The sequence below is a fragment of the Micromonospora sp. CPCC 205539 genome, assembly GCF_036906815.1.
Classification (GTDB): domain Bacteria; phylum Actinomycetota; class Actinomycetes; order Mycobacteriales; family Micromonosporaceae; genus Micromonospora.
The window spans coordinates 15,324-38,929 of the sequence record NZ_JBAKHW010000003.1; the positions used below are offsets into that span (position 1 = coordinate 15,324).

A 23,606-nucleotide genomic window follows, 5' to 3' on the forward strand; every position below is an offset into this window, starting at 1 on the left:
GGCCGTGAAGATCCTGCACACCTCGGACTGGCACGTCGGCAAGGTCCTCAAGGGTCAGTCCCGGGCCGAGGAGCACAAGGCCGTCCTGGCCGGGGTGATCGACATCGCCCGCGCCGAGGAGCCGGATCTGGTGATCGTCGCCGGTGACCTCTACGACACCGCCGCGCCCACCTCCGAGGCGACCCGGCTGGTCACCCGAGCGCTGACCGCGCTGCGCCGCACCGGCGCGGACGTGGTGGCGATCGGCGGCAACCACGACAACGGCCCGGCGCTGGACGCGCTGCGGCCGTGGGCGGAGGCCGCCGGCATCACGCTGCGCGGCGGCGTCCGGGAAAATCCGGACGAGCACGTCATCGACGGCGTCACGGCCGACGGGGAGCGGTGGCAGTTGGCGGCGCTGCCGTTCCTCTCCCAGCGGTACGCGATCCGCGCGCTGGAGATGTACGAGCTGACCGCCGCGGAGACCAACCAGACGTACGCCGACCATCTCGGCCGGGTGCTGGGCCGCCTCACCGAGGGGTTCACCGAGCCCGACCGGGTGCACCTGGTCACCGCGCACCTGACCGTGACCGGTGCGAGCACCGGCGGCGGCGAACGGGACGCGCACACCGTGCTCGGCTACACCGTGCCGGCCACCGTCTTCCCGGCGAACGCGCACTACGTGGCGCTGGGCCACCTGCACCGGGCGCAGCGGGTCATCGGCCCCTGCCCGGTGCGGTACAGCGGCAGCCCGCTCGCGGTCGACTTCGGCGAGCAGGAGAACGTCCCCTCGGTGACGCTGGTCGAGGTGACCGCCACCACCGCCGCCCGGGTCCGCGAGGTGCCGGTGACCGCGGCGAGCACGCTGCGCACCGTGCGGGGCACCCTGGCCCAGCTCGCCGAGATCGAGGCACCGGACGCCTGGCTGCGCGTCTTCGTGCGCGAGCAACCCCGGGCCGGCCTGCGCGAGGAGGTCCAGGAGCTGCTCCCCCGCGCGCTGGAGATCCGGATCGACCCGGAGCTGCTCGCCGCGCCGGGCAGCGGCGCCCAAATCGCGCAACGCTCGGGGCGCTCGCCGCGGGAGTTGTTCGCCGACTATCTGGACAGCCGGGGGCACGACGACGAGGGCGTCCGGGAGCTCTTCGACGAGCTCTTCGAGGAGGTCGACCACTAGATGCGTCCGATGCGGCTGGACATGGCCGGTTTCACGGTCTTCCGGGACGACACCACCGTCGACTTCACCGACGCCGACTTCTTCGCCCTGATCGGCCCGACCGGTTCGGGGAAGTCCACGGTGCTGGACGCGATCTGCTTCGCCCTCTACGGCACCGTGCCCCGCTGGGGCGGCACCCGGGGCCTGTCCAACGCGCTCGCGCCGTCGGCGACCGAGGCCCGGGTGCGGCTGGTCTTCGAGTCCGGCGGTGCGAGGTACGTGGCCACCCGAGTGGTCCGCCGGGACGGCCGGGGCAACGTCAAGACCGCCAACGCCGGGTTGCAGCTCATGCCGGCCGGCTTCGACGTGACCAAGCTGGACACCGGGTTGAGCCCGGACGACCTCGGCGAGGTGGTGGCCGGCACCCCCGCCGAGATGGAGCTGGCGGTGCTGGAGGCGGTGGGGCTGCCGTACGAGCAGTTCACCAGCTGTGTGGTGCTGCCGCAGGGTCAGTTCGCCGACTTCCTGCACGCCAAGCCGGCAACCCGGCAGCAGATCCTGGTCAACCTGCTCGGCCTCGGCGTCTACGAGGACGTGCAGAAGCGGGCGACGGCGCGCGCGACGCAGGCGGAGGCCCGGCTCGACGCGGTCGACCAGGTGCTCGCCGGGCTGGCCGGTGTGGACGACGCGGCGCTGGCCGAGGCCGACGCCCGGGCCGACCGGATGGCCGAGCTGGCCGCCGCCGTGGCCGCGGCGGTGCCGGAGCTGGCGGCGGCCCGGGTCAGCGCACGGGAGGCGGGGGCGGCGTTGACCGCGCTCGACGACGAGCTGACTGTGCTGACCGGCGTGCGCGCTCCGGCCGGGGTGGCCGAGGTGGCCCGGGCGGTGACCGCGGCGCGGGCCGAGGCCGAGGCCGCGGCGACGGGCGTGTCGCTGGCCGAGGAGCGGGAGGAGAAGCTCCGGGGTGAGCTGGCCGGCGCCGGGGACGAGAGCTCGGTGCGGCTGTTGCTGCGGGCGTACGACGACCGGGCCCGGCTGACCGACGAGGCCGAGACGGTCCGCGCGGCGGTGGCCGTGGCGCGCGACGAGCACGCGACCGCGGTGGCCGCGCTGGCGGACGCCCGGGCCGACGCCGAGCGGGCCGACGTCGAGTTGGAGGCGGCGTTCCGGGCGCACGAGGAGGCGAAGGCCACCGACCTGGCGGTCAGTCTGCGGGTGCACCTGCACGCCGGCGCGGCCTGCCCGGTCTGCGAGCAGCCGGTGGTCGAGGTGCCGGCGGTGCCGGCCGACTCGGCGGTGGCCGCCGCGACGGCGGCCGGCAAGGCGGCACGCGCCGCCACCAAGGCCGCGCAGGCGGCCGTGCAGCAGCGGGACGCGGCGGCACGTGACCTGGAACGGCTGCTGGTGCAGGCCCGGGCCCGGCAGGAGCAGTTGGACGCCCGGTTGGCCGACCTGGCCGGTCAGTTGGCCGGCGCGGCCGAGCCGGCCGTGCTGCACCGGGAGTTGGCCGAGCAGGCCCGGCTGCGGCGCGCACTCGAGGAGGCGGCGACCGCCGTCCGGGCGGGCCGCGACACCGCCCGCCGGGCGCGGGCCGGCGTGGACGCCGCCGAGGAGCGGCTGCGGGCGACCTGGCGGGGTTTCGACGCGACCCGCGACGGGCTGGCCCGGTTCGGCCCGCCCGCGACCGACCGGGATGACGTGGCCGTCGCATGGGCGGCGCTGACCGGCTGGGCGACGGTCGAAGCCGACCGCCGCCGCGCGGAACGGGCCGACCGGGCCGCCGTCGTCACCGAGGCCGAGGCGGCGGCCGACGCGGTGCGGCTGCGCATCGCGGGCATCTTCGCCGACGCCGACGTGCCGGTCGCGGACGATCCGGTGCATGCCGCGACCGTGGCGGTCGAGCGGGCCGAGGCCGACCGACGCCTGCTACGGGAGCGCCGCGAGCAGGCTGGCACGCTGCGCGAGCAGCGCGCCGGGCACGATCGGGAGGCCCAGGTGGCCCGCGCGCTCGCCGGGCACCTGCGCGCCAACAACTTCGAGCGGTGGTTGCTGGCCGAGGCATTGGACCTGCTGGTCGACGGGGCGTCGGGGATCCTGCGGGAGCTGTCCGGCGGGCAGTACGAGCTGGTGCACGACAAGGGCGAGTTCTTCGTGGTCGACCACCACGACGCGGGTCTGCGCCGGGGCGTGCGCACCCTCTCCGGCGGTGAGACGTTCCAGGCGTCGCTGGCGTTGGCGTTGGCGCTCTCCGAGCAGTTGGCCGGGATGTCGACCACGGCGGCGAGCCTGGAGTCGATCGTCCTGGACGAGGGCTTCGGCACGCTGGACGCGGCCACCCTGGACACGGTGGCGGCCACCCTGGAAAACCTGGCCGCCCGGGGCGATCGGATGGTCGGCGTGGTCACCCACGTGCCGGCGCTGGCCGAACGGATCCCGGTCCGCTTCGAGGTGCGCAAGGATGCGCGGTCGGCGCGCGTGGAACGGACCGGCCGGTGAGCGCGAGGAGCGCAGCGCAGCGGAGCCCCGCAGTCGCGAACGGAAGGCCAGCCCGGTGAGCGCAGCGCAGCCGTTCTTCGTGGACACGTGGGATCCGGCGTACGGGGCGTCGTTCGAGGCGTCCGCCTCCGGGCCGGCCACGCCGAGCAGCGCGCAGGTCAACGCGGACGTGGAGCTGCCGGCCGTGGACTGGCGGGCGATCGGGGTCCGGCCGGGGGTGCGGGCACCCGATGTGGTGCTGCTGGTCGACGGGGTCCGTCGCATCGACGCGAGCATCTGGACGGCCGAGGCCGATGGTGGCTCACTCCCCGGGCTGGCCGCCTCCTACGCGGCCGGTGTGGTCCGTTGCGACCTGGGCCGGGGTGCGGCGCAGTTGGCCGGCACCCGGGTCGGGCGGGGCCTGTTCACCGCGAGCCCGTCGGCGCAGGACGTGGTGGCCGGGGCGATCCGCTACCCGGTGCACCGGGTGGGCGGCACCGGCGAGTTGGCCAAGCTACCGGCGGCCGTGCAGGGTCCGCTGACCGCGCTGGAGGTGGCCGTCTCCGACGCCGCCCGGGTGGACGGCGACCTGCTGGTGGTGGACGGCCCGTTGCGGAGCCGCCGGCAGTTGCCGCGCACCCTCGGCTACATCAAGACCCAGCACAGCCAATACCTGGATGCGCGGCTGACGGCCGTGGTGACCGGTCTGGCGTCGGGCGAGCGTTCGCCGGTGTTCGGTCTCGGCACGGCCTGGGGCGGCTGGTCGTGGTATTTGCGGCTACCGGTTGCGGTCGGTGCGCCGTGGGCCGGCATCGTCCGGGTGGAGTGCTCGGCCGACCTGCCCGTCGAGGCGGCGATCGAGCTGGCCGACCTGTCGTTGGCGACGCTGCCCCGGTTCGCCTCAAGTCCATACAAGGACCCCCGGGCTCCGCAGAACCTGATCCCGATCGCCGGTCTGGAGCGCCGCCTGCGGGCGCTGCTCGGCGACTCCCGGCTGCTGCACCGCGCGTTGACCGCTGCGGCCCGCGTGGCGCGTTGACCGTGGATACTGGTCGCAATGGGGCGTAAGCGGGCAAATGACCGGGTGGTCGAGCAGGTGGACACCGGGCAGGCCGAGCTGGTGCCGTCCCCGGACCGGGCGGGTTCGTGGACGCTGCTGCTGGACGGCGCGCCGCAGTCGCACGTCGACCTGACCGATCCCACCCATCTCGAATTCGAGTACGTCCGGCGGCTGGCCGCCGCACTGGATCTGATCGCGCCGGCGGGCGAGCCGCTGCGGGTGCTGCACCTCGGCGGCGGGGCGCTGACCCTGCCCCGGTACGTCTCGGCGACCCGTCCCGGGTCGACACAGCGGGTGTCCGAGGTGGACGGCGCGTTGGTGGATCTGGTCCGGCGGGCACTGCCCTGGCCGGCGGACCCTCGCCTGCGGGTGCGCGTCGGCGACGCGCGGGCGGTGCTGACCTCCACCCGGGACGCCAGCTACGACGTGGTGCTCGCCGACGTCTTCGCCGGTGCCCGGACGCCGGCGCATCTCACGTCGGTGGAGTACGTGGCCGAGGTCGCCCGGGTGCTCACCCCGGCGGGCTGGTATCTGGCGAACCTCGCCGACGGCCCACCGCTGCGGCACGCCCGTGGGCAGGTCGCCACAGCCCGATCGGTGCTGCCGCAGGCCTGCCTGATCGGGGACGCGGCCGTCCTCCGTGGCCGCCGCTACGGCAACCTCGTGCTGGTCGCCGGTCGTAGCATGCCTCCGGTGCCCGAGCTGAGCCGGCGGGCGGCCGGCGACTGGTTCCCGGGTCGGGTGGTGGCCGGCGACGAGTTGGACCGCTTCGCCAGCGGCGCGCAGGTGGTGCGGGACACCGACGCCACCGGCTCCGACCCGCCGCCGCCGGGGCTCTTCTCCGTCCGCCGCTGACCCGCCGACCGGCTGACTCGGCCGACCGGCAGACCCGCCGACCGGACTGCCCCACGGAACTTTTTTCGCGGTTCGTTGATCCGCTCGGGGCGGCGCTGCGTACCACCGGGCGGCCCGCCTGGTGGGTCGGCGTTGGTCACGGACATCCCGGAGGTCTGCATGCATGCGGTGGCGGCCGGTTGGCATGGCGACGCGGTTCCCGCTGACTGGATGTCGCGGCGATCGTCGTCAAAGCCATCGACGTCTCCTCGGGGGGTCGACGTGCGAGCGACGTCTCGCCAGAATGGTCCGGTGACGCCTCGACCGGCGCCCGGGCGCCATCAGGCGACGTCAACCGAGGCCAGCCACTCCGACCAGTTGATCCGGCTGCTCTACGCCGAGCACGCTGGTCCGTTGCTGATGTTCGTCATGCGGCTCACCGGGGGGGACCGGCAGCGCGCGGAGGACATCGTCCAGGAGACGCTGCTGCGGGCCTGGCGCAACGCACACCGTCTCGGCGTACACGGGCAGGGTTCGTTGCGACCATGGCTGGTCACCGTGGCCCGCCGGATCGCCATCGACGAGCACCGCAGCCAGGAGGCCCGGCCGCCGGAGACGTACGACCGAGACCTGACCGCGTTCGCCGAGGCGGACAGCACCGACCGGGTGCTGCGCACCATGACGGTGGCGGACGCGCTACGTACGCTGAGTCAGTCGCACCGGGAGATCCTGGTCGCGACGTATTTCCGGGGGCGGACGGTGCCGGAGGCCGCCGAGGAGTTGGGGCTTCCACTGGGCACCGCGAAATCGCGGGTCTACTACGCGCTGCGCGCGCTTCGCACGGCTCTGCAGGAGCGGGGGGTGACAGAATGAGCCGGCCAGACCATATGGACGTCGCCGCGTACGCGCTCGGCGTGCTCGACGAGCAGGACACCGATCGGTTCGAGGAGCATCTCGCCACCTGCTGGGCCTGCGCGGCCGAGTTGGAGACGATGGTGCCGGTGGTCGGGCTGCTGTCCGACATCGACGGCGAGACGATGATGGCGGTGGAGCAGACCGCCACCGATCCGGCACTGCTGGACCGCACGCTGGTCGCGGTGCGCACCGACCGGCGTCGTACCCGGTTCCGCCAGTTGTTGGCGACGGCTGCCGCGGTGGTGGTCTTCGGCGGCCTGAGCGGCTACGGCTTCGTGAGCGTGACCGGCGACGGGCCGGCGGGGGTGGTCGCCGAGCCGACGCGGACCGCGTCGGTGAACGAGCCGCCGACGGCCGCGCCGACCGCCCCGCCGAGCGGCCCGGGCGTCGGCGGCACCGAGGAGGAGGGCGACCAGAAGGACGCCACCGACCCGACGACCGGCGTGCAGACGACCATGTTCCTGGCGAACCGCGACTACGGCACCCGGATCAACTTCAGTCTGCGGAAGCTGCCCGGCCCGCGCACCTGCCGGCTGGTGGTGGTGCGCCGCAACGCCACCACCGAGGTCATCTCGACCTGGTCGGTGCCGCCAGGCGGGTACGGCACCAACACCCGCCCGCAGGGTCTGGAGTTGAGTGCCTCGACGTCGGCCGTGGTGGGCGACATCAAGCAGCTCCAGGTGGAGTCGGTGGACGGCAACGGCGTGGCCAGCCCACTGGTCACGGTGCCCATGTAGCCTCACGTACCATATCGACGCCGGCCATTATTGCAATGGCCGGCGTCGATGCGTTTCCGACCCGGGCAACCCTGTGTCCCGCCGTACGGATTTCCGCGCGATTCGGTTCAACGAATTTGCGTGAAATTGACCACTGTTACTCCTTCAACCTTGACAGCCCTTCTGCCGTACCTATGGGTGAACTGCCAAGAATGAGGAGGGCACGTGGCAAAGATGAAGCGGACCGTCATCGTCGCGAGCGCGATGGTCGCACTAACGGCCTGCGCTCCCGCGGGTTACGACGCGGCGAACTCGAGCGCGGCCGAGCCGGTCGCCGTCGCCGCGGCCGAGCCCACCGCGTCGGCTGAACCCGAGGCGTCGGCAGCTCCCGTCGCCGACGCGCCACCCCCGGCGGACGTCGACCTGACCGAGAAGCTGATCGGTAAGAAGGTCGCCCGGATGGGCAACGTAGTCACCGACGAAAAGGGCTGGATCCTGTACCGCTTCGACAAGGACACCGCCGACCCGTCCTCGTCGAACTGCGTCGACAAGTGCGCCGAGGTGTGGCCGCCAGCGCTGACCGACGGCAACCCGGAGGTCACCGGCGTCTCCGACGACAAGGTCGGCAGCGTGACCCGGCAGGACGGCACCCGGCAGCTCACCATCGGCGGCTGGCCCGTGTACCGCTACATCGGCGACAAGAAGCCCGGCCAGTGGAAGGGTCAGGCCGTCGGCGGCACCTGGTTCGTGGTCGCGCCCGACGGCAAGAAGAACCTGACCTGCCTGCCCACCTCCACGCCGAAGGCGGTCGCCCCGCCGTCGGACAGCGGCTCGAACGACGCCGGCGGCTCCGGCTACTCGTACTGAGCGCCCGACACGGAGGCACGGTGGTCGGTCGCAGCCGGTGTGGGCGCGACCGGCCACCGTCATACGCGGGACGTCGGCGGTGGTACCGGCGTCCCGCCCAGGTCGTGGCAGAGTTGCGGGGTGACTGCAACCGAGCCCGCCGCGACCCGGGTGCTGCACCCGCCGGTCGGCTACCGGCTGGCCGCGTCGGTCCGCGGGCTCACCTTCAGCCCGTACGACCCGTGCGCGCGCATCTCCGCCGGTGTCTTCTGGTGGGCCACCCGTACCCCCGACGGGCCGGCCACGCTCGCCCTGCGGCCGGCCGGCGGCGAGCTGGTCGCCGAGGGCTACGGCCCGGGCGCCGAGCACGTGGTGGCCCGCGCCGACGCGATCGCCGGGCTGCGTGACGACCTGACCGGCTTCGCCGAGGTGGCCGCGGCACACCCGCTGGTCGCCCGGCTGGCACGGGAGCACCGCGGGCTGCGGATGCCGACCACCGGGCAGGTCTTTCCCCGACTGCTGCGCGCCGTGTTCGAGCAGAAGGTCACCGGCAAGGAGGCGTACCGGGCGTACGCGGCGACCGTGCGGCACTTCCACGAACCGGCGCCCGGTCCGCTGCAACCGCTGCTGCTGCCGCCCGAGGCCGCCGCGGTGGCCGCCACGCCGTACTGGGTGTTCCACCCGTTCGGCGTGGAACAGCGCCGAGCCGACACGTTGCGCCGGGCCGCCGCGCTCGCCGACCGGCTGGAACGCTGCGTCGACGCCACCGAGGCAACCCGTCGACTGACCGCCGTCGCCGGCATCGGCCCGTGGACCGCCGCCGAAGTGGTACGAATCGCCTACGGGGACCCGGACGCGGTCAGCGTCGGCGATTACCACATCCCGAACACGGTGGCCTGGGCGCTCGCCGGCGAGCCGAGGGGCGACGACGCCCGGATGCTGGCCCTGCTGGAGCCGTTCCGGGGCCACCGCGGTCGGGTCTGCCTGCTGCTGGAGGCCGGCGGCATCCGGGCCCCGAAGTACGGCCCCCGTGCCCCGATCCGCTCGTTCGCCGGGTACTGACCCGCACGGCCGCCCGTCTCAGCGCCGCCGCTTGATCGTCACGACGACGAGGAAGATCACCGCGAGGACGAAGAGGACGCCGAGTACCGCCGTCCAGGTCCCGGAGACTGGCGACTTCTTGTCCGCGAGCAGGTCCGTCGCCGCGAGGGACAGGTCCGATGCCAACAGCTCTCGCACTGATCCTCCTTAGTGGACGCTGGCCTCCTCCTACCCCGCCTGCCCGATCCGCACACCACCGCAGCGCAGCCGGTGCGCAACCCTGCGTCAGCGGCTCGCGCAGAGCCGGCGCAGGGTACGACCGAGCCACCATGCGTACGTGTGCTGCACCGCCCGGACAGCCGGGCCGCCGGCACGGGCGAACCAGCGGTCCGGGAGGCTGAACGCGCGTACCTCGAACCAGGCCGTGCCGTCGTCCTCGCGGCCGACCACGAACGCCTCCTCGCCCCGCTCCGGATGCCCGGGCAGCGTGCCGTAGCCGAAGCCCGCGAGGGTGGGCGACTCCTCGCTCCAGATCACCTGACACGGCCCCCAGATGCGGGCCGGGCCGAGGCCCAGACCAGCACTGACCCGCACCCCCTCGGTGGCGCGTGCGGCGGCGGTACGCATCCGGACCCCGGCGGCGCGGTGCAGCCGCCAGCTCAGCACCGCCTCGGCCGCGGCGTCGAAGCAGCCCGCCGGCAACGCAGACCGGTGGCGCAGGTGGTGGTAGCCGCCGGGCAGCGGCCCGTGCCGGGTCCGCCCCACCTCCGGGTACGTCAGCTCCGCCACCACTCCCCCTCGTGCCAGGCTGGACACGGGCCAGCGTACGGCCGGCGCGGGCGGGGCCGCCCGCCGACGACATCGGCGGCCATGGTGTGCTGCCCCGATGAGCGTCGAGCCGAGCATCCTCCCGGCCGGTGTCGCGGACGCCGGCGAGATCCTCACCGTGCAGCGGGCCGCGTACCTGACCGAGGCGCAGCACTACAACGACCCGTTCCTGCCGCCGTTGACCGAGACCCTGGACGAGGTCCAGACGGCGTTGACCGGCCCGGGCATCGTCCTCGCGGCCCGGGTGGGCTCCCGACTGGTCGGCTCGGTGCGGGCCCACCTGGCCGGGGACACCGCGCACGTCGGGCGACTCTCGGTGGCCCCGGACCAGCAGGGTCGGGGGGTCGGCGCGCGGCTGCTCAGCGCTATCGAGGTGGCCTGCGCCGGCCGGGCAACCCTGTTCACCCTGTTCACCGGCGCGGACAGCGCGCGCAACCTGCGGCTGTACCAGCGGCACGGCTACCGGATCGTGGCGCACCAGCCGGACCCGAACGGCATCCGGTTGGCGGTGCTGGAGAAGTCGGCGGTCAGCCCCGCTCGCTCCGACGCTTGAGCCCGTCGGCCTCCAGACGCAGGTAGCGCCGGAGCAGGTCGCCGTAGAGCCAGCCGATCAGGCCGGCCAGCGGCCCGGACTGGGCGATGGCCAGCTCGACCCGGGTGCGCCCGTCGGGCAGCGGCAGCAGCCGATGCTCGCCCCGGGTCCGCACACCGGGGGTGTCGGAGACCCAGGTGAACTCCCGGCCCTCGGTCAGCTCGGTGACCCGCCACAGGGCCGGCCGCAGCTTCGGCTGGGTCAGCCGCGCCGTCGCGCCGACCGTCAGTGGGCCCGGCTCCCCCCGCTCAGCCCGGACCACCGAGGCCGTCCAATCCGGCCACCGCTGCACGTCGACGAGCACCGCCCAGACCCGCTGAGCGTCGGCGTCGATCTCCGTATCGGCTTCGAACCGCATCGCGTCCCCTTCCCGGCGGCGCCGCCCGGCGTCGCCACGCCATGCGGACGAGGCTGCCCGGTGGATCAGGCCGCCGGCATCGACCGAGCGGTCGATCATCGATCGAGCCGCGGGTCCGCCGACCGCGCGGGATCAGGCGGCTTCGCGCAGGTCGGCCAGGCTCAGCGGGGTACGCCGCAGCAGCAGGTCGGCCAACTCGGACACCGACTCGACCTCGCCGAGCACGTTCTTGCCGCCGCCGAACCGCTCGGGATAGCGGCGGACCAGCCGGTACCGGTAGCGGCCCCGGATCAGCTCGACACTGACCCGCCACCGCCCGCAGCAGTCACAGACCCACTCGGACACCTCGTGAAATTAGCTCTGACCTGCGGATATTCGATTCGCCCGGTCGGGACGAGCGGCGCGCCGACGGACACGCCGCCCCCGCGCCGACGGTGATCTGCCTCACGCCTGTCGGTGGGGTCTGATTGACTGGTCGCCGTGGACCTGCCGATCAACCCGCCGGTCGAGCCGATGCTGGCCAAGAGCGTGCCCAAGCTGCCCACCACCCCCGGGGTGACCTACGAGCCCAAATGGGACGGGTTCCGGTGCATCGTGTTCCGCGACGGCGACGAGGTCGAGCTGGCCAGCCGGGGCGGCAAATCGATGACCCGCTACTTCCCCGAGGTCGTCGAGCAGGCCCGCCGGCAGCTGCCCGAGCGGTGCGCCGTCGACGGCGAGCTGATCGTGATCCGGCGCGACGGCCCGGCCGGGCAGCCCCGGCTGGATTTCGAGCTGCTGGCCCAGCGCATCCACCCGGCCGCGTCCCGGGTGAAGCTGCTGGCCGAGACCACCCCGGCCGACTTCGTCGCGTTCGACCTGCTGGCCATCGGCGATGAGGCGCTGCTCGACCAGCCCTACCCGCAGCGGCGTGAGCGGTTGGTCGAGGCGCTGACCGGCGTGCACCCGCCGGTGCACGTCACCCAGGTCACCACCGACCCGGAGACCGCGCGCCGCTGGTTCGAGGTCTTCGAGGGCGCCGGTCTGGACGGGCTGATCGTCAAACCGGCCGACCTTCCGTACGAGCCGGGCAAGCGGTTGATGTTCAAGGTCAAGCACGCCCGCACCGCGGACGCGGTGGTGGCCGGCTTCCGCTGGCACAAGTCCGGCCCGGTGGTCGGCTCGCTGCTGCTCGGCCTCTACGACGACGCGGGGCTGCTGCACCACGTGGGCGTGAGCGCGTCGTTCAGCATGGCCCGCCGGGCCGAGCTGCTCGACGAGTTGGCGCCCTACCGGGACACCGGCGGCGAGCACCCGTGGGTGCACGGCGACCACGAGCGCGGCCAGCGCATCCCGGGCGGCGTGAGCCGGTGGACCGGCACAAAGAACCTGGAATGGGAGCCGCTGCGCCCGGAGCTGGTGGTCGAGGTCGGCTACGACGCGATGGAGGGCGAGCGGTTCCGGCACACGGCCCAGTTCGTCCGGTGGCGTCCGGACCGCGATCCCCGCTCCTGCCGCTACGACCAGCTCGACCGTCCGGTGCGCTTCGACGTCGACCAGGTGCTGCGCGGCGACCCGACAGCCACCGTGGACCGGGCCGCCACCGGCCCGGCGTAGCCTGGCCGTCGACTCGACTCCGGAGGACCACGTGACCCGCACCGCCGACCAGCCTCGGATCGCGACCAGTCGCCGGGTCCGTCGCACTCTCGCCGGCTTCGTTGTCGCAGCGCTGCTCACCGCCGGCTGCACCCTGCCGGCGTTCGCGCCACGCACCGAGGTGGAGGGTGCCGCGGCACCCGCCGGCAGCTCGGCGACCTGGCGCGCGTGCCCGGAGGTGGCCGACGAGTTGGTCGGGCGGAGCGCACCGAACATGCGCTACGAGTGCGCCCGGATCGCGGTGCCGCGCGACTGGGGCAGTGGCAGCGGGGCGACCGCCGGTCCCGGCGCGGGTCAGACCTTCGAAATCGCGCTGCTGCGGGCCCGCTCCACCAAGCAGCAGGCCCGGATCGGCTCGCTGGTGGTCAACCCGGGCGGGCCCGGTGGTTCCGGCGTCGACACCGCCGTCTACCTCTCCTTCGGTCCCCAGTTCGGCGGGCTGCCCAGCGCGATCACCGACCGCTTCGACATCGTCGGCTTCGACCCGCGCGGGGTGGAACGGTCCAGTCCGGTCAAGTGCATCTCCGACACCGACCTGGACGCCAGCTTCGGCTACGACCCGGATCCGTCGAGCCAGTCGGCGTTCGACGGCTTCGTGGGGCTGAGCCAGCGGATCGGGCGTGGCTGCGGCGACCGGTACGGCGACCAGTTGCCGCTCTACGGCACCGAGCAGGCCGCCCGGGACATGGACGCGGTCCGTGCCGCCGTCGGCGACGACAAGCTCACCTACCTGGGCTACTCCTACGGCACCCTGCTCGGCGCCACGTACGCCCAGCTCTACCCGCAGCGGGTGCGGGCGCTGGTGCTCGACGGCGCGGTCGACCCGCAGCAGCGGTTGGTGGCCGGTTCGGAGAGCCAGGCCCGGGGCTTCGAACGAGCCTTCGACAACTTCACCCGCTGGTGCACCGCCAACGCGGCCCGCTGCCCGATCGCCCCGGACGCCCGCGCGGCGGTCACCTCGGCCATCGACAAGGCCAAGGTCTCCCCGGTTCGCGGAGCCGATGGGCGGGAGGCCGACGCCGGCTGGGTCTTCTACGCGGTCATCTCCTCCCTCTACACCGAGGCCGGCTGGCAGGAGCTGGCCCAGGCGATCGACCGGCTGGCCGAAGGCGACCCGAAGGACGTGTTCCGGCTCGCCGACTCGTACGCCGGCCGGGAGGCTGACGGGCACTACTCGAACCTGTTCGACGCCAACCTCGCCATCAACTGCGCCGACGAGACGGAGAAGCCGAGCCGGGAGCAGATCCGCCAGCTGCAGTCGCAGTGGCGCACGAAATACCCGCTGTTCGGGCCGGCGCTCGCGGTCGGCATGCTGAGCTGCGTCGAGTGGCCGGGCCAGCGGGACCCGTACCCGACCGGCCGGGCGAACGGCGCGCCACCGATCGTGGTGGTCGGCACGACCGGCGATCCGGCGACGCCGTACGAGCAGACCGGCCGGCTCGCCTCGATGCTGGGCGTCGGCCGGGTGCTCACGTGGGAGGGCGAGGGGCACACCGCCTACCCGCAGACTCCCTGCATCACCGCCGCGGTCGACGCCTACCTGCTCGACCTGACCGTTCCCCGGGAGGGTTTGCGCTGCCCGGCCCGTTGACCGGTCGGGCTGGCGGCAGCGGTGGCAGAGCGATGCCCTGCCGCGCGGCCAACTCCTCGAGCAGCGCCCGCATCCGCCGTACGTCGGCCTTGAGCTGCTCCTGCTCCTCGTGCTCGAACGCGTCGTCGTCGACGATGAGCCGGCTCGCGAAGTGCGCGGTGATCAGCGGGATGACCAGCAGCACCATGGTCGAGATGAGCAGCGCGGCGAGTGTGCGTCCCGCCCAGGTGGTTGGTGAGATGTCTCCGTACCCGACGGTGGACGCGGTCACCACCGCCCACCAGACGGCGTCGGCGGGGCTACGCGCCTCGACCTGCCCGTAGATCACCCCGGCCACGACGATCATCAGCAGGTACGAGGTGATCAGGGTGCGGGGCGAGTTCGCGAACCACACCAGCGCCCGGTAGATCCACCGGAACGGCCGCAGCAGGGGCTCCATGCCCTCCGATGCTGCCTGCTGCCGGCAAATGCCGCTGTGTCAGGCTCACCGGCATGACCAAGGTGATCTTCCGGGAGGCGGTCCGCGCCGACCTACCCGCCGTCATCGCCCTGCTCGCCGACGACGTCCTGGGCAAGGCCCGCGATTTCACGGCGGTCGACGAGGCGTACGAGAAGGCCTTCGCGGACATCAGCGCGGACCCCCGCAACCAGTTGATCGTCGCCGAGCAGGGCGGCGAACTGGTCGGTTGCCTCCAGATCACCTACATCCCGGGGCTCGGCCGGCACGGCGCCGAGCGGTGCCTCGTCGAGGCGGTCCGGGTCCGCTCCGACCGGCGCGCCCAGGGTCTGGGCCGGGAGCTGATGACCTGGGCCGTGGAGCAGGCGCGACAGCGCGGCTGCGCGCTGGTGCAGCTCACCACCGACAAGACCCGCCTGGACGCGCACCGCTTCTACCTGGGCCTCGGCTTCGTGGCCAGCCACGAGGGCATGAAGCTCGCCCTCTGACCCGTCTTCGCCCCCGGCCAGGGGGCAGCGGAGATCCGCCCCGGCCGGCCAAGCCAGAAACGACACTGACCGGACGACCGGGGCGCTGGCGCTCAGCCGTCGACGAGGCGGCCGTCGCGCAGGGTGAGCACCCGGTCGGCGAGGTCGATCAGTGCGGTGTCGTGCGTGGCCACCAGGGCCGTCATCCCACGGGCGTGCACCACCGCGCGCAGCAGGTCCATGATGGACCGACCGGTCTCCGAGTCGAGCTGGCCGGTGGGCTCGTCGGCGATGAGCAGGTCCGGCTCGTTGGCCAGCGCACGGGCCACCGCGACCCGCTGCTGCTGCCCACCGGAGAGCTCGTACGGGCGCTGCCCGGCGTGCCCGCCCAGGCCGACCAACTCCAGCAGCACCGAAACCCGCTGCTCCCGTTCGGCGGCCGGCACGCGGGCCAGCCGGAGCGGCACACCCACGTTCTCGGCGGCAGAGAGGATCGGCACCAGGCCGAAGGTCTGGAACACGAAGCCGACCGTGCCCCGGCGCAGCCGCAACAGCTCCGCCTCACCGGCGGCGGTCACCTCCTGCCCCGCCACCACCACCTGGCCGCTGTCCGGCCGGTCCAGCCCGCCGATGAGGTTCAGCAGGGTGGTCTTGCCGGCACCCGAGCGGCCCCGGATCGCGACCAACTGGCCACGGTTGGCGCTGAACGAAACGTCCTGCACCGCGTGCACGGCGTGCTCGCCCCGCCCGAAGGTCCGGCTCACGCCGCTGACCCGAACCACCTCGCCGGCCGCTGTCCCGGCCAGCCCACCGCCGGACCGCGCTGCCTCGGTCACCACCACATCCCGGTTCACGCCCGCGTCTCCTGCCCGTCCGAGGCCCGCTCACCGGGCCGTACCTGCACATGGTCCGGCTCAAGATCGAGCCGCACCCGGTCCCGCAGCGACAACGCGTCGACGAACGCGGCCGGCAGTTGCATCCGCCCACTGCGGTCGAGCACGGCGTACTCCTCGCTGACCAGCTCCGTGCTGCCGTCCGCGCCGACCCGGGACGTCCGGCGTACCTCGGAGGAGGTCCGGCCGTCGCGGATCGCGACGGTCCGGCGGACCTGCGTGGCCACGGCGTGGTCGTGGGTGACCACCACGATGGTCACGCCGAGTTCGGCGTTGATGGTGCGCAGCGCCCCGAAGACCTCCGCGCCGGTGGCCTCGTCCAGTTCGCCGGTGGGCTCGTCGGCGAAGAGCACCTCCGGGTCGTTGGCCACGGCGACGGCCACCGCGCACCGTTGCTGCTCGCCGCCGCTGAGCTGCCCCGGTCGCCGGTCCGCGCAGTAACCCACGCCGACCATGTCGAGCAGTTCCCGGGCCCGCTCCCGGCGAGCCCGGCCGGAGCGCTTGCCGGCGAGCTGCATCGGCAGTTCGACGTTCTCCAACGCCGTCAGGTACGGCAGCAGGTTGCGGCCGGTCTGCTGCCAGACGAACCCGACCAGCTCCCGGCGGTAGCTCAAGCGCCGCCGCGCGGACAGCGACAGCAAATCGTAGTCGGCCACCCGGGCGATGCCGGCGGTCGGTGTGTCCAGCCCGGACAGGATGTTGAGCAGCGTCGACTTGCCCGAGCCGGAGGCGCCCACGATCGCGACCAGCTCACCCCGGTCGATGACCAGGTCGAGCCCCTGTAGGGCGACCACCTCCACCCCCTCGGTCTTGAAGATGCGCACCAGGCCGTCGCAGACGATGTGCCCGCGCAGCCGGTCCTGACCGCCGGCCCGCTCGGCGGCGCGTTGCGCTGCCCGCTGTTGCAGGGCGGCCAGGTCGGGCACCACGGGAGTCTCCGCAGTAGCGGTCATCTCAGCTCTCCTCTCCGAGCCGGAGCACCTCACCGAGGCGCAGCCGGCGGTTGTTCAGGGCCTCGACGACGACCGCGAAGCCGAGGGCGACCGCCCCGAGCGCGAGCACCGCGACGACCAGACCGGGCTCGAAGGCCACCCGGACCGGGACGCCGCTGGTGAACGCGGACAGGCCGAGCACCGGGTTGAGCAGTAGGGGCAGCACCGCCCCGACCAGCGCGCCGGTCAACACCGACACCCCGACGAGCGGCGCCAGCTCGACCAGCAGCAGCCCTCGCCACTGCCGGCGGGACAGGCCGAGGGTGCGCAGGCGGGACAGCACCTGCCCACGTGCCCGCGCGCCGGCCAGCACGGTGAACGCGATGGCCAGCAGCCCGAGCACGGTGCCGCCGACGGCTCCGGCGACGAACCCGAAGGCCAGGATCCCGTTCGCGCCGCCGTCGCCCAGGTCACGTCGGACGTCCGCGCGGGTGTCGACCGCCACCCCGATCGGTCGTTCCCGGCCGGTGACCGAACCGGTTTGTTGGTAACGCAGTTGTCCCTGGTCACCGGCCTGGCGCAACGCCTCCGCGTCCAACCGGTCGCCGGCGACCAGCAGGCTGGTCGCGACGGGTGTGGTGGTCCGCTCGGGCAGCGCCTGCCAGGGCAGGATGACGAACCGGCTGGTGTCCCCCGGCAGCAGCGGGAAGCTCGCCGCCGTGTCGGCCACCCGGAACTCGTACCGCTGGCCCTGCACGCCGATGAAGGCCGAGTCGCTCAGGCCGACGCGGGCCAGATCGGCGGCGACCGCCGGGGACACGACCGCGGGCAGCGGCCCCGACCCGGCCGTGGCGGTGCGCAGCGCGGACGGCACCGCCAGGTCCACGTGGGCCGCGCGGGTCACCGCAGCCAGTTCAGGGCCGTCGACCAGCAGCACCGCCGTCTGGCCGGCTCGCGCGTCGGTGCCGACCTCGTCGGTGGCCAGCCGCTGGTCGGTCTCCTGCAGCACCCGGGTGGCAACCCGGACGCCGGGCAGACCCATCAGTGCCTCGACCGTGTCCGGCGCGAAGCGTTCGCCCTGGATCAGCGCGTCGGCCGGTACCGCCTGCTCGGCGGCCCGGTCCCGGCTCGCCTCGACGCCGGCGGCGACCACCGCGCAGAATGCCGCGGTGCCGATCGCCAGCACCACGACCACCAGTGGCGCGGCGACGGCGGACCGACCGGCCCGCGCGGTGCCGAGGAAGGCCACGCTCCCCCGGGTCCGCGCGGCGAACCGGCTGACCAGGAGCAACGGCCAGGGGTACGCGCGCAGCGCGAGCACCGCCGCCGCGACCGCGAACAGCACCGGCACCGACACCAGGAGCGGGTCCACCTCGCCGAGGGTGAGGCCACGCCGCCGCAGCAGCACCGCCGCGAGCCCGGCGAGCAGCAGCAGGGAGACCTCGACGGTGAGCCGGCGAGCCGAGGGGCGTACCCGGACCAGGTCGCGGCGGGATGCCCCGCCGACCGGCGCGGCCAGCGTGGCCAGCGGCAGCGCCAGGGTGACCAGCACGGTCACCACGATGGCGTACGGCGCGGTCGGATCCGGCGCGCCGGGGAAGAGCGTGCCCAGCCACCAGCCCAGTACGGCGGCGACCGGCACCACCAGCAACGATTCGGCGAGGCTGCGCTGGGCACCGGCGGTGACCGCGCCACCACGGGCGCGCAGCAGCGTGAACTCCGACCGACGCCGCCGGGCGGCGAGGATGGCCGCGAGCACGACGAGCCCGGCCAGGGTGGCCAGGACGCCGGCCGAGATCACCGCCAGCAGGGTCCGGGCGGCGTTCACCTGGGCGGCGAAGGCGCGCAGTGCCACGTCGACGCCCAGGGTCAATGTGAGGTTGGGCGTCGTGACGCGCTGCATCTGTTGCAGGCCGTCGATCAGCTCATCGAGGTGGCGCGCGTCGATGCGGTCGGCGCCGAGCCGGTAACGCCAGTCGGAGCGCACCAGCCAGCCCGCCTCGGCCCGCTTGTCGAGGGTCACCTGGGCGGCGACGCCCTGGATGATGAACGGCTTTCCGTCCCCGACCGGTTCCTGGACCGACAGCAGCGAGGGCAGCCCGTCCCAGATGCCGCCGGTGCGGTCGACGGGCCGGAACAGCCCGGACACCAGCACCGGGCTCTCCTTCGTCAGGACGCCCTTCTCGTCGGGACTGCCGAGGCGCAGTCTGCTGCCGGCCCGCAGGTTGACCTTACGGGCCACGTCGGCGTCGATCGCCACCTCGATCGGCCGGCCCGGGACGTACGTCTCGTTCGGCCAGGCGCCCTCGACGAGGGTACTGACATCCTGGACGCCGGGCAGGGCACGCAGACCCAGGTCGACCAGCAGGTTGCGGGCCTTCAGGTCGGGGCCGACCACCCGGGTCGGCAGGGCGTCCACGCTGAACCAGCGCTCGTGCACCGCCGCGCGCACCTGCGGCGGCATCTTCTCGGCCAGGGCGTCGAACTGCTGACGAGCGTCGGGCATGACCGGCCCGGAGGAGGTGACGGTCGGCCCGGTGGAGTACGACAGGTCCCGCCGGGCGGGCGCCTCATTGGCCAACTGCCCCCGCAGGCCCTCCTCGGCGAGCCGGTTGACCAACCGGGGCACACCACTGACCAGCAGCGTCGCCACCAGCGTCAGCACCGCCAGGAGCAGAAACTGCCCGCCGTACGTCCGGACCCGCCGGACGGCCGCTCCGATGCTCATCGGGTACTCCCCTGTCGCGCCCCGTCACCGGGTCGCACGTCGCGCCCGCTCATTGATCTCCCCCGATTCGCAGCTGCACCGCCGCCACCCGCTGCCGGATGCCGGTGGCGATGAACGCGCTGAAGGCGAGCGCCGCCAGCAGCAGCCCGACGGCGGTCACGCCGATCGGCAACCACGGCAGCGCGAACGTCGCCGAGGGCACCGGTCGACCGGCGGCCGGGGTGAGGATGATCAGTGGGGCCATGGTGGCTCCCACCGCGGCGCCGAGCAGCAGCCCGACCCCTACGCCGATGCCGGCGAGGAACGCCTGTTCGGCCAGCATCGCCCGAGCCAACAGCCGCGGCGTCGCACCGAGGGTGTGCAGCACCGCGAACTCGCCGAGCCGGTGCCGGGCCGTGGCCCACACGTCCACCACGAGGCCGACCAGGGCGAGCAGCACCGCGCCGAGCGCGGCGGCGAGCATTCCGGTACGCGAGCCACGCCAGTACGGGTCCTCGGCAGCCGACTTGACCGCCGCCTCCCGGTCGAGGACGGTCACCGCGGGCAGTTCTTTGGCGGCCCGGGCGGCAGCCGACGCGTCGTCGGCGCCGATCCACCACTCGGGCACCGGTCGCACGGTGCCGCCGTTCCGCATCAGCGTGTCGACAGCTGCGGGCAGGTCCAGCAGCACACCCGCGCCGGTGGTGGTCGGCACGGCGGTCAGCTCACCGACCAACTGGACCCGCAGCGTCGCCCCGGAGAGCGTCAGGTCGGCGGTGTCGCCGATGCCCAGGCTCAGCGCGTCGCGTACCTCGGGGGTCATGAGCACCGCCACCGGCGCGCTCTGTCCGCCCGGCACGACGCTGAACCGGGTCGGCCGCTGGTACATGCGCGGCGCGTCCGCGTAGAAGTCCACCGTGTGGACCGCGGTGAGCCCGGCGGCGGTGGGCCGCACCGGCGTGGCTGGCGTGCCGGTGGCGGCCAGCACCCAGTCACCGGTCAGCGCCGTGGGCCGGCTCGTGCCGTCCGCGCCGACCGCCGCCAGCTCGTCGACCTCGAGCCGGTACGCGGTGCCGGCGGCCAGACCGCCGTCGGCTTCGAACCCGGCGAGCCGCAGCCGCGACTGACCCACGTCGGGCAGTTGCACGGTGAACGGGGTGGCCCGGCCACTGCTGGGGGCGCTGACCGCCGGCAGCCGCAGGGCGAGCCCGTCGGAGCTGATGACCAGCAGCGTGACGGCGATCCGGTGCGGCTCGGTGGCCTGGGCAACGGGTGTGCGGACCGTGCCGGAGACCGACCGGGTCCCGGCGGGCAGCTCCACGCCGGCGGGGGCACCCCGCGCCCCGAGCATCGACTGGTAGAGCTTCGGCACGGGTTCGTCGGCCAGCCGGTCCGCGAGTCGCACGACGCCGGCGGCGCTGGCGGGGTCGACGCCGATCACGGTCACCGGGAGGTCGTCCCGGCCGACCCGTACCTCGTCACGCCACACCGGCAGAGCCCGGTCCACGCCCGGCAGCGCGGCGAGCTGGCTGGACCGGTCGAGTGGGGCGGCACCGGACCGCTCGGTCACCCGCAGGTCGGCACCGACCGTGTGACCGGCCTGCTCGACCTGGGATCGCTCGCCGGTGCTGATCAGAGACCAGGCCAGGGTGCTGCCGCCGACCGCGAGAGCGAGCAGCAGCACCGGACCGGCGTGCGGACGCCGGCCGGCCTGCCACATGCCGAACATGGTGGCCGTCCACGGCCGCCGGTCGACGAACCGCTCGCCGAACCGGGTGAGCGGCGGGAGCAGCCGCAGCGCCAGCACGGCGCCGGCCAGCACGCCGAGGGTCGGGGCGGCGACCAGCAGCGGGTCGAGCCCGAGTTGGCCCCCCGATCCGGCCAGCGGCGAGGAGTACCGGCGCAGTTGCACCCAGGCGAGCACGGCCAGCGCCACCAGCACCAGGTCGATGCTGGCCCGCTGAACGCTCGCGGACCGGTTGGGCCGGGACCGGGCGGCCATGTCGGCCACGTACGTGCCGGACCCGCGCAGCGTCGGGGCGACCATGGCCACCAGGCAGCCGGCGGCGGTGGCGACGGCCGCCGCCCAGACCAGGGCGCTGTTGCCGCCGGAGGTGGAGAGTTCCGCCGCCCCGCCGGGCCGGACGTAGCGCAGCACCTCCGTGGCGATCACCGGCGCGAGCAGGACGGCCGGGGCGACCACGAGCGTCGCCTCGCGGGCGGCCAGGCCGGCCAACTGCCAACGGGCCGCGCCACGGGCGCGCAGCAGTGCGGTCTGCTGACGACGGTCCTCGTGCAGCAGGGCGGCGACCAGCACCAGCGCGTACCCGCCGAGCACCAGGATGAGCAGCAGCGGCGTCGCCAGCGCGGAACGACCCACCAGGTCGGCGCGACCGATCCGGTCCAGCAGCCTATCCATCTTGGTGTCCGTCTGCCCCGACGAGCCGAGCTGCGCGGCCTCCGGCACCGCCGTGGTGGCCGCCGCGATGGCCGTCCGTACGGCGGGCAGGTCCGACGCGTCGACCCGGGCGAGGTCCGGTTCGGCCAGCCAGGACGCCGACGCCGAACCCGGGAAGGTCGTCGCGAAGTCGACCGGGTCCAGCACGAACGGCCCGTACGAGGTGCCCGAGGCGGCGCTACCCGCGCCCACCCCCGGTGCCAGCAGCCAGTACGCGTCGGTCGCGTCGCGGGGCCGCCAGGTGCCGGCGAGCACCACCTGCCCGGTCCGCTCGGTGGCCCGGTCGCGCAGCGGGATCCGCTCGCCCGTGGTGAGGCCCAACGCCGCGGCGACCCGCTCCGGCAGGCTCACCTGGACCGGGTTCGCGCCGGCGCGGGGCCACGCACCGCTGGCCAACTCGGCGTGCCCGGCCAGGTCGTCGAGGGTGGCCAGGTTCGCGAAGATGGGGTCGTCGCCGGTGCGGGGCACCGACCCGAGATCGCCGATCAGCTCCCGGCCGGTGCCGTACCGCGCCCCGGCGACAGTGACCGGCACCCCGGCGAGCCCGTCGGCGAACTCGGCGCGAACCCCGGCGTCCCGCTTGGCGAACTCGGCGGCGTCGCGCCCGCCGGAGCCGCTGACCAGCAGGCCCCGCTCCTCGGCCGGCGCCGCGGCCACCAACGCTCGCTGCCCGGCGTCCACCGCGCGCCGGTTGTAGTCGGACAGGCCGGTAACCAACGCCACGGCCACAAGGGCGGCGATCACCGCAGCAATCAGCAGCCCCCGCGCCTCGCGGGCCCGCCTCCACACCAGCTTCATCCGACGCCTCCCCTGGCCCTGGCGGGCCGACGACCACAAAGACGGGCCATCCCCGGGAAAAGGTTCGCGCCCGTTACATGATCGTTATTCCGGCATCGGTCGGTTCACCCCGGCCTGGCGGGTCACCGACCGCTGTCGCCGTCAGCGTCAACGTCGGTTGGTGAGCCGGCTCAACTCGGCCGAGAGATCAGCGAGGACAGCCGCCGGGTCGGTTGCCCGCGTCAGCGACCGACCAATGACGACGTGGGTCGCGCCCGCGCGGATGGCGGCCGTCGGATCGGCCGACCGGGCATGCTCGGTCACGGCCCCTTCGGACAGCTCCGTCCGCAGCTGCACCCCGGGCGTGACGATGAGGACGTCCGGGCCGAGTTGGGTGCGCAGCGTCGCCGCCTCCTGCGGCGAGGCGACCACACCGTGACATCCGGCATCCCGGGCCAACCGCGCGAGGCGGGTCACCTGCTCCTCGGTCGTGGCGCTGATGCCGACCTGGGCGAGGTCGACGTCCGTGAGGCTGGTGACGACCGTCAGCGCCAGCACGCGTAGCCGGGGGAAGTCGGCGGCGGCACGCACCGCCGCCTCCATGATCCGGGCCCCACCCAGGCCATGCACAGTCACCATCGTCGCGCCGAGGCGGCCAGCCGCTCGGACGGCTCTCGCGACGGACGTCGGGATCTCGAACAGCTTGAGATCGAGGAAGACGTCTTTCCCCTCGGCCGCAAGCCTGGTCGCAAGCGCGGGCCCGGCGGCGGTCAGCAACTCCAGACCGATCTTGTACGACTGGCCGGCGTCCCCCAACCGCTCGACGATCACCTCGGCGGCGTGCACGTTGTCGAAGTCGAGCGCGACGATGACCTGACGGGCGCTATCCATG

22 protein-coding genes are annotated in these 23,606 nt (G+C 73.8%); 12 read left to right on the forward strand and 10 right to left on the reverse strand.

The window, feature by feature from the left end; all coding sequences use genetic code 11:
* Positions 1 to 4 precede the first annotated feature (4 nt).
* The 8 genes from V6V47_RS03730 to V6V47_RS03765 all read left to right on the forward strand — a co-directional run bounded on the left by V6V47_RS03730 (position 5) and on the right by V6V47_RS03765 (position 9,040).
* Positions 5 to 1,153, forward strand: a complete 1,149-nt coding sequence (locus V6V47_RS03730; RefSeq protein ID WP_334626533.1) for an exonuclease SbcCD subunit D — start codon at positions 5 to 7, stop codon at positions 1,151 to 1,153.
* A complete protein-coding gene (locus V6V47_RS03735; protein WP_334626534.1) occupies positions 1,154 to 3,628 on the forward strand; it encodes an SMC family ATPase in 2,475 nt (824 codons plus the stop codon). It begins immediately after the preceding gene.
* 55 nt (positions 3,629 to 3,683) lie between these two features.
* Entirely contained in the window at positions 3,684 to 4,646 is a 963-nt protein-coding gene (locus V6V47_RS03740; RefSeq protein ID WP_334626535.1) for a hypothetical protein, read from the forward strand.
* 18 nt (positions 4,647 to 4,664) lie between these two features.
* A complete protein-coding gene (locus tag V6V47_RS03745; protein WP_334626536.1) occupies positions 4,665 to 5,522 on the forward strand; it encodes a spermidine synthase in 858 nt (285 codons plus the stop codon).
* A gap of 159 nt (positions 5,523 to 5,681) precedes the next feature.
* On the forward strand, positions 5,682 to 6,374 hold the full coding sequence (locus tag V6V47_RS03750) for a sigma-70 family RNA polymerase sigma factor (RefSeq protein WP_334626537.1): 693 nt from the start codon (positions 5,682 to 5,684) through the stop codon (positions 6,372 to 6,374).
* Positions 6,371 to 7,153, forward strand: a complete 783-nt coding sequence (locus V6V47_RS03755; protein ID WP_334626538.1) for an anti-sigma factor family protein — start codon at positions 6,371 to 6,373, stop codon at positions 7,151 to 7,153. Before V6V47_RS03750 ends, V6V47_RS03755 begins: the two co-directional genes overlap by 4 nt.
* Before the next feature lie 204 nt (positions 7,154 to 7,357).
* Entirely contained in the window at positions 7,358 to 7,999 is a 642-nt protein-coding gene (locus V6V47_RS03760) for a hypothetical protein (protein WP_334626539.1), read from the forward strand.
* Between the two features lie 120 nt (positions 8,000 to 8,119).
* On the forward strand, positions 8,120 to 9,040 hold the full coding sequence (locus V6V47_RS03765; protein ID WP_334626540.1) for a DNA-3-methyladenine glycosylase family protein: 921 nt from the start codon (positions 8,120 to 8,122) through the stop codon (positions 9,038 to 9,040).
* Positions 9,041 to 9,058: 18 nt separating this feature from the next.
* Here V6V47_RS03765 and V6V47_RS03770 read toward each other — a convergent pair whose 3' ends face one another.
* On the reverse strand, positions 9,059 to 9,217 hold the full coding sequence (locus V6V47_RS03770) for a hypothetical protein (RefSeq protein WP_334626541.1): 159 nt from the start codon (positions 9,215 to 9,217) through the stop codon (positions 9,059 to 9,061).
* 87 nt (positions 9,218 to 9,304) lie between these two features.
* Complete coding sequence (locus V6V47_RS03775; protein WP_334626542.1) at positions 9,305 to 9,835, reverse strand: DUF1990 family protein; 531 nt, start codon at positions 9,833 to 9,835, stop codon at positions 9,305 to 9,307.
* 70 nt (positions 9,836 to 9,905) lie between these two features.
* Between V6V47_RS03775 and V6V47_RS03780 the strand changes: the two genes are divergently transcribed.
* Positions 9,906 to 10,400, forward strand: a complete 495-nt coding sequence (locus tag V6V47_RS03780) for a GNAT family N-acetyltransferase (RefSeq protein ID WP_334626543.1) — start codon at positions 9,906 to 9,908, stop codon at positions 10,398 to 10,400.
* Here the strand turns inward: V6V47_RS03780 and V6V47_RS03785 are convergent.
* Both V6V47_RS03785 and V6V47_RS03790 read right to left on the reverse strand, forming a co-directional pair.
* Positions 10,375 to 10,797, reverse strand: a complete 423-nt coding sequence (locus V6V47_RS03785) for an SRPBCC family protein (protein WP_334626544.1) — start codon at positions 10,795 to 10,797, stop codon at positions 10,375 to 10,377. The two genes, V6V47_RS03780 and V6V47_RS03785, sit on opposite strands and share 26 nt — an antisense overlap.
* A 132-nt stretch (positions 10,798 to 10,929) precedes the next feature.
* Positions 10,930 to 11,142 (reverse strand): hypothetical protein, encoded by a 213-nt coding sequence (locus tag V6V47_RS03790; RefSeq protein ID WP_334626545.1) that lies wholly within the window; start codon positions 11,140 to 11,142, stop codon positions 10,930 to 10,932.
* Between the two features lie 135 nt (positions 11,143 to 11,277).
* Here V6V47_RS03790 and V6V47_RS03795 point away from each other — a divergent pair, with 135 nt between their 5' ends.
* Together V6V47_RS03795 and V6V47_RS03800 are read left to right on the forward strand one after the other, a co-directional pair.
* On the forward strand, positions 11,278 to 12,393 hold the full coding sequence (locus tag V6V47_RS03795; RefSeq protein ID WP_334626546.1) for an ATP-dependent DNA ligase: 1,116 nt from the start codon (positions 11,278 to 11,280) through the stop codon (positions 12,391 to 12,393).
* 58 nt (positions 12,394 to 12,451) lie between these two features.
* Entirely contained in the window at positions 12,452 to 14,023 is a 1,572-nt protein-coding gene (locus tag V6V47_RS03800; protein WP_334626627.1) for an alpha/beta hydrolase, read from the forward strand.
* On the opposite strand, the gene V6V47_RS03805 is transcribed toward V6V47_RS03800, so the two are convergent.
* Positions 13,950 to 14,462 carry a potassium channel family protein gene (locus V6V47_RS03805; RefSeq protein WP_334626547.1) on the reverse strand — a complete coding sequence of 171 codons (513 nt, stop codon included), beginning with the start codon at positions 14,460 to 14,462 and terminating at the stop codon, positions 13,950 to 13,952. The genes V6V47_RS03800 and V6V47_RS03805 overlap by 74 nt on opposite strands.
* Before the next feature lie 53 nt (positions 14,463 to 14,515).
* On the opposite strand from V6V47_RS03805, the gene V6V47_RS03810 reads away from it, so the two are divergent.
* Positions 14,516 to 14,968, forward strand: a complete 453-nt coding sequence (locus tag V6V47_RS03810) for a GNAT family N-acetyltransferase (protein ID WP_334626548.1) — start codon at positions 14,516 to 14,518, stop codon at positions 14,966 to 14,968.
* A 92-nt stretch (positions 14,969 to 15,060) separates the two neighbouring features.
* Here the strand turns inward: V6V47_RS03810 and V6V47_RS03815 are convergent, their stop codons facing one another.
* The 5 genes from V6V47_RS03815 to pyrF all read right to left on the reverse strand — a co-directional run bounded on the left by V6V47_RS03815 (position 15,061) and on the right by pyrF (position 23,605).
* Positions 15,061 to 15,753 carry an ABC transporter ATP-binding protein gene (locus tag V6V47_RS03815; protein ID WP_442934181.1) on the reverse strand — a complete coding sequence of 231 codons (693 nt, stop codon included), beginning with the start codon at positions 15,751 to 15,753 and terminating at the stop codon, positions 15,061 to 15,063.
* A 44-nt stretch (positions 15,754 to 15,797) separates the two neighbouring features.
* The gene (locus V6V47_RS03820) at positions 15,798 to 16,793 is read right to left on the reverse strand and encodes an ATP-binding cassette domain-containing protein (RefSeq protein WP_334626549.1); all 996 of its coding nucleotides are present in this window, start codon (positions 16,791 to 16,793) and stop codon (positions 15,798 to 15,800) included.
* 1 nt (position 16,794) lies between these two features.
* Positions 16,795 to 19,500: an FtsX-like permease family protein gene (locus V6V47_RS03825; RefSeq protein WP_334626550.1), complete on the reverse strand. Its 2,706-nt coding sequence runs from the start codon at positions 19,498 to 19,500 to the stop codon at positions 16,795 to 16,797.
* Positions 19,501 to 19,549: 49 nt separating this feature from the next.
* Complete coding sequence (locus V6V47_RS03830; RefSeq protein WP_334626551.1) at positions 19,550 to 22,735, reverse strand: ABC transporter permease; 3,186 nt, start codon at positions 22,733 to 22,735, stop codon at positions 19,550 to 19,552.
* A 147-nt stretch (positions 22,736 to 22,882) separates the two neighbouring features.
* On the reverse strand, positions 22,883 to 23,605 hold the full coding sequence (gene pyrF, locus V6V47_RS03835; protein ID WP_334626552.1) for an orotidine-5'-phosphate decarboxylase: 723 nt from the start codon (positions 23,603 to 23,605) through the stop codon (positions 22,883 to 22,885).
* Position 23,606: the final 1 nt, after the last annotated feature.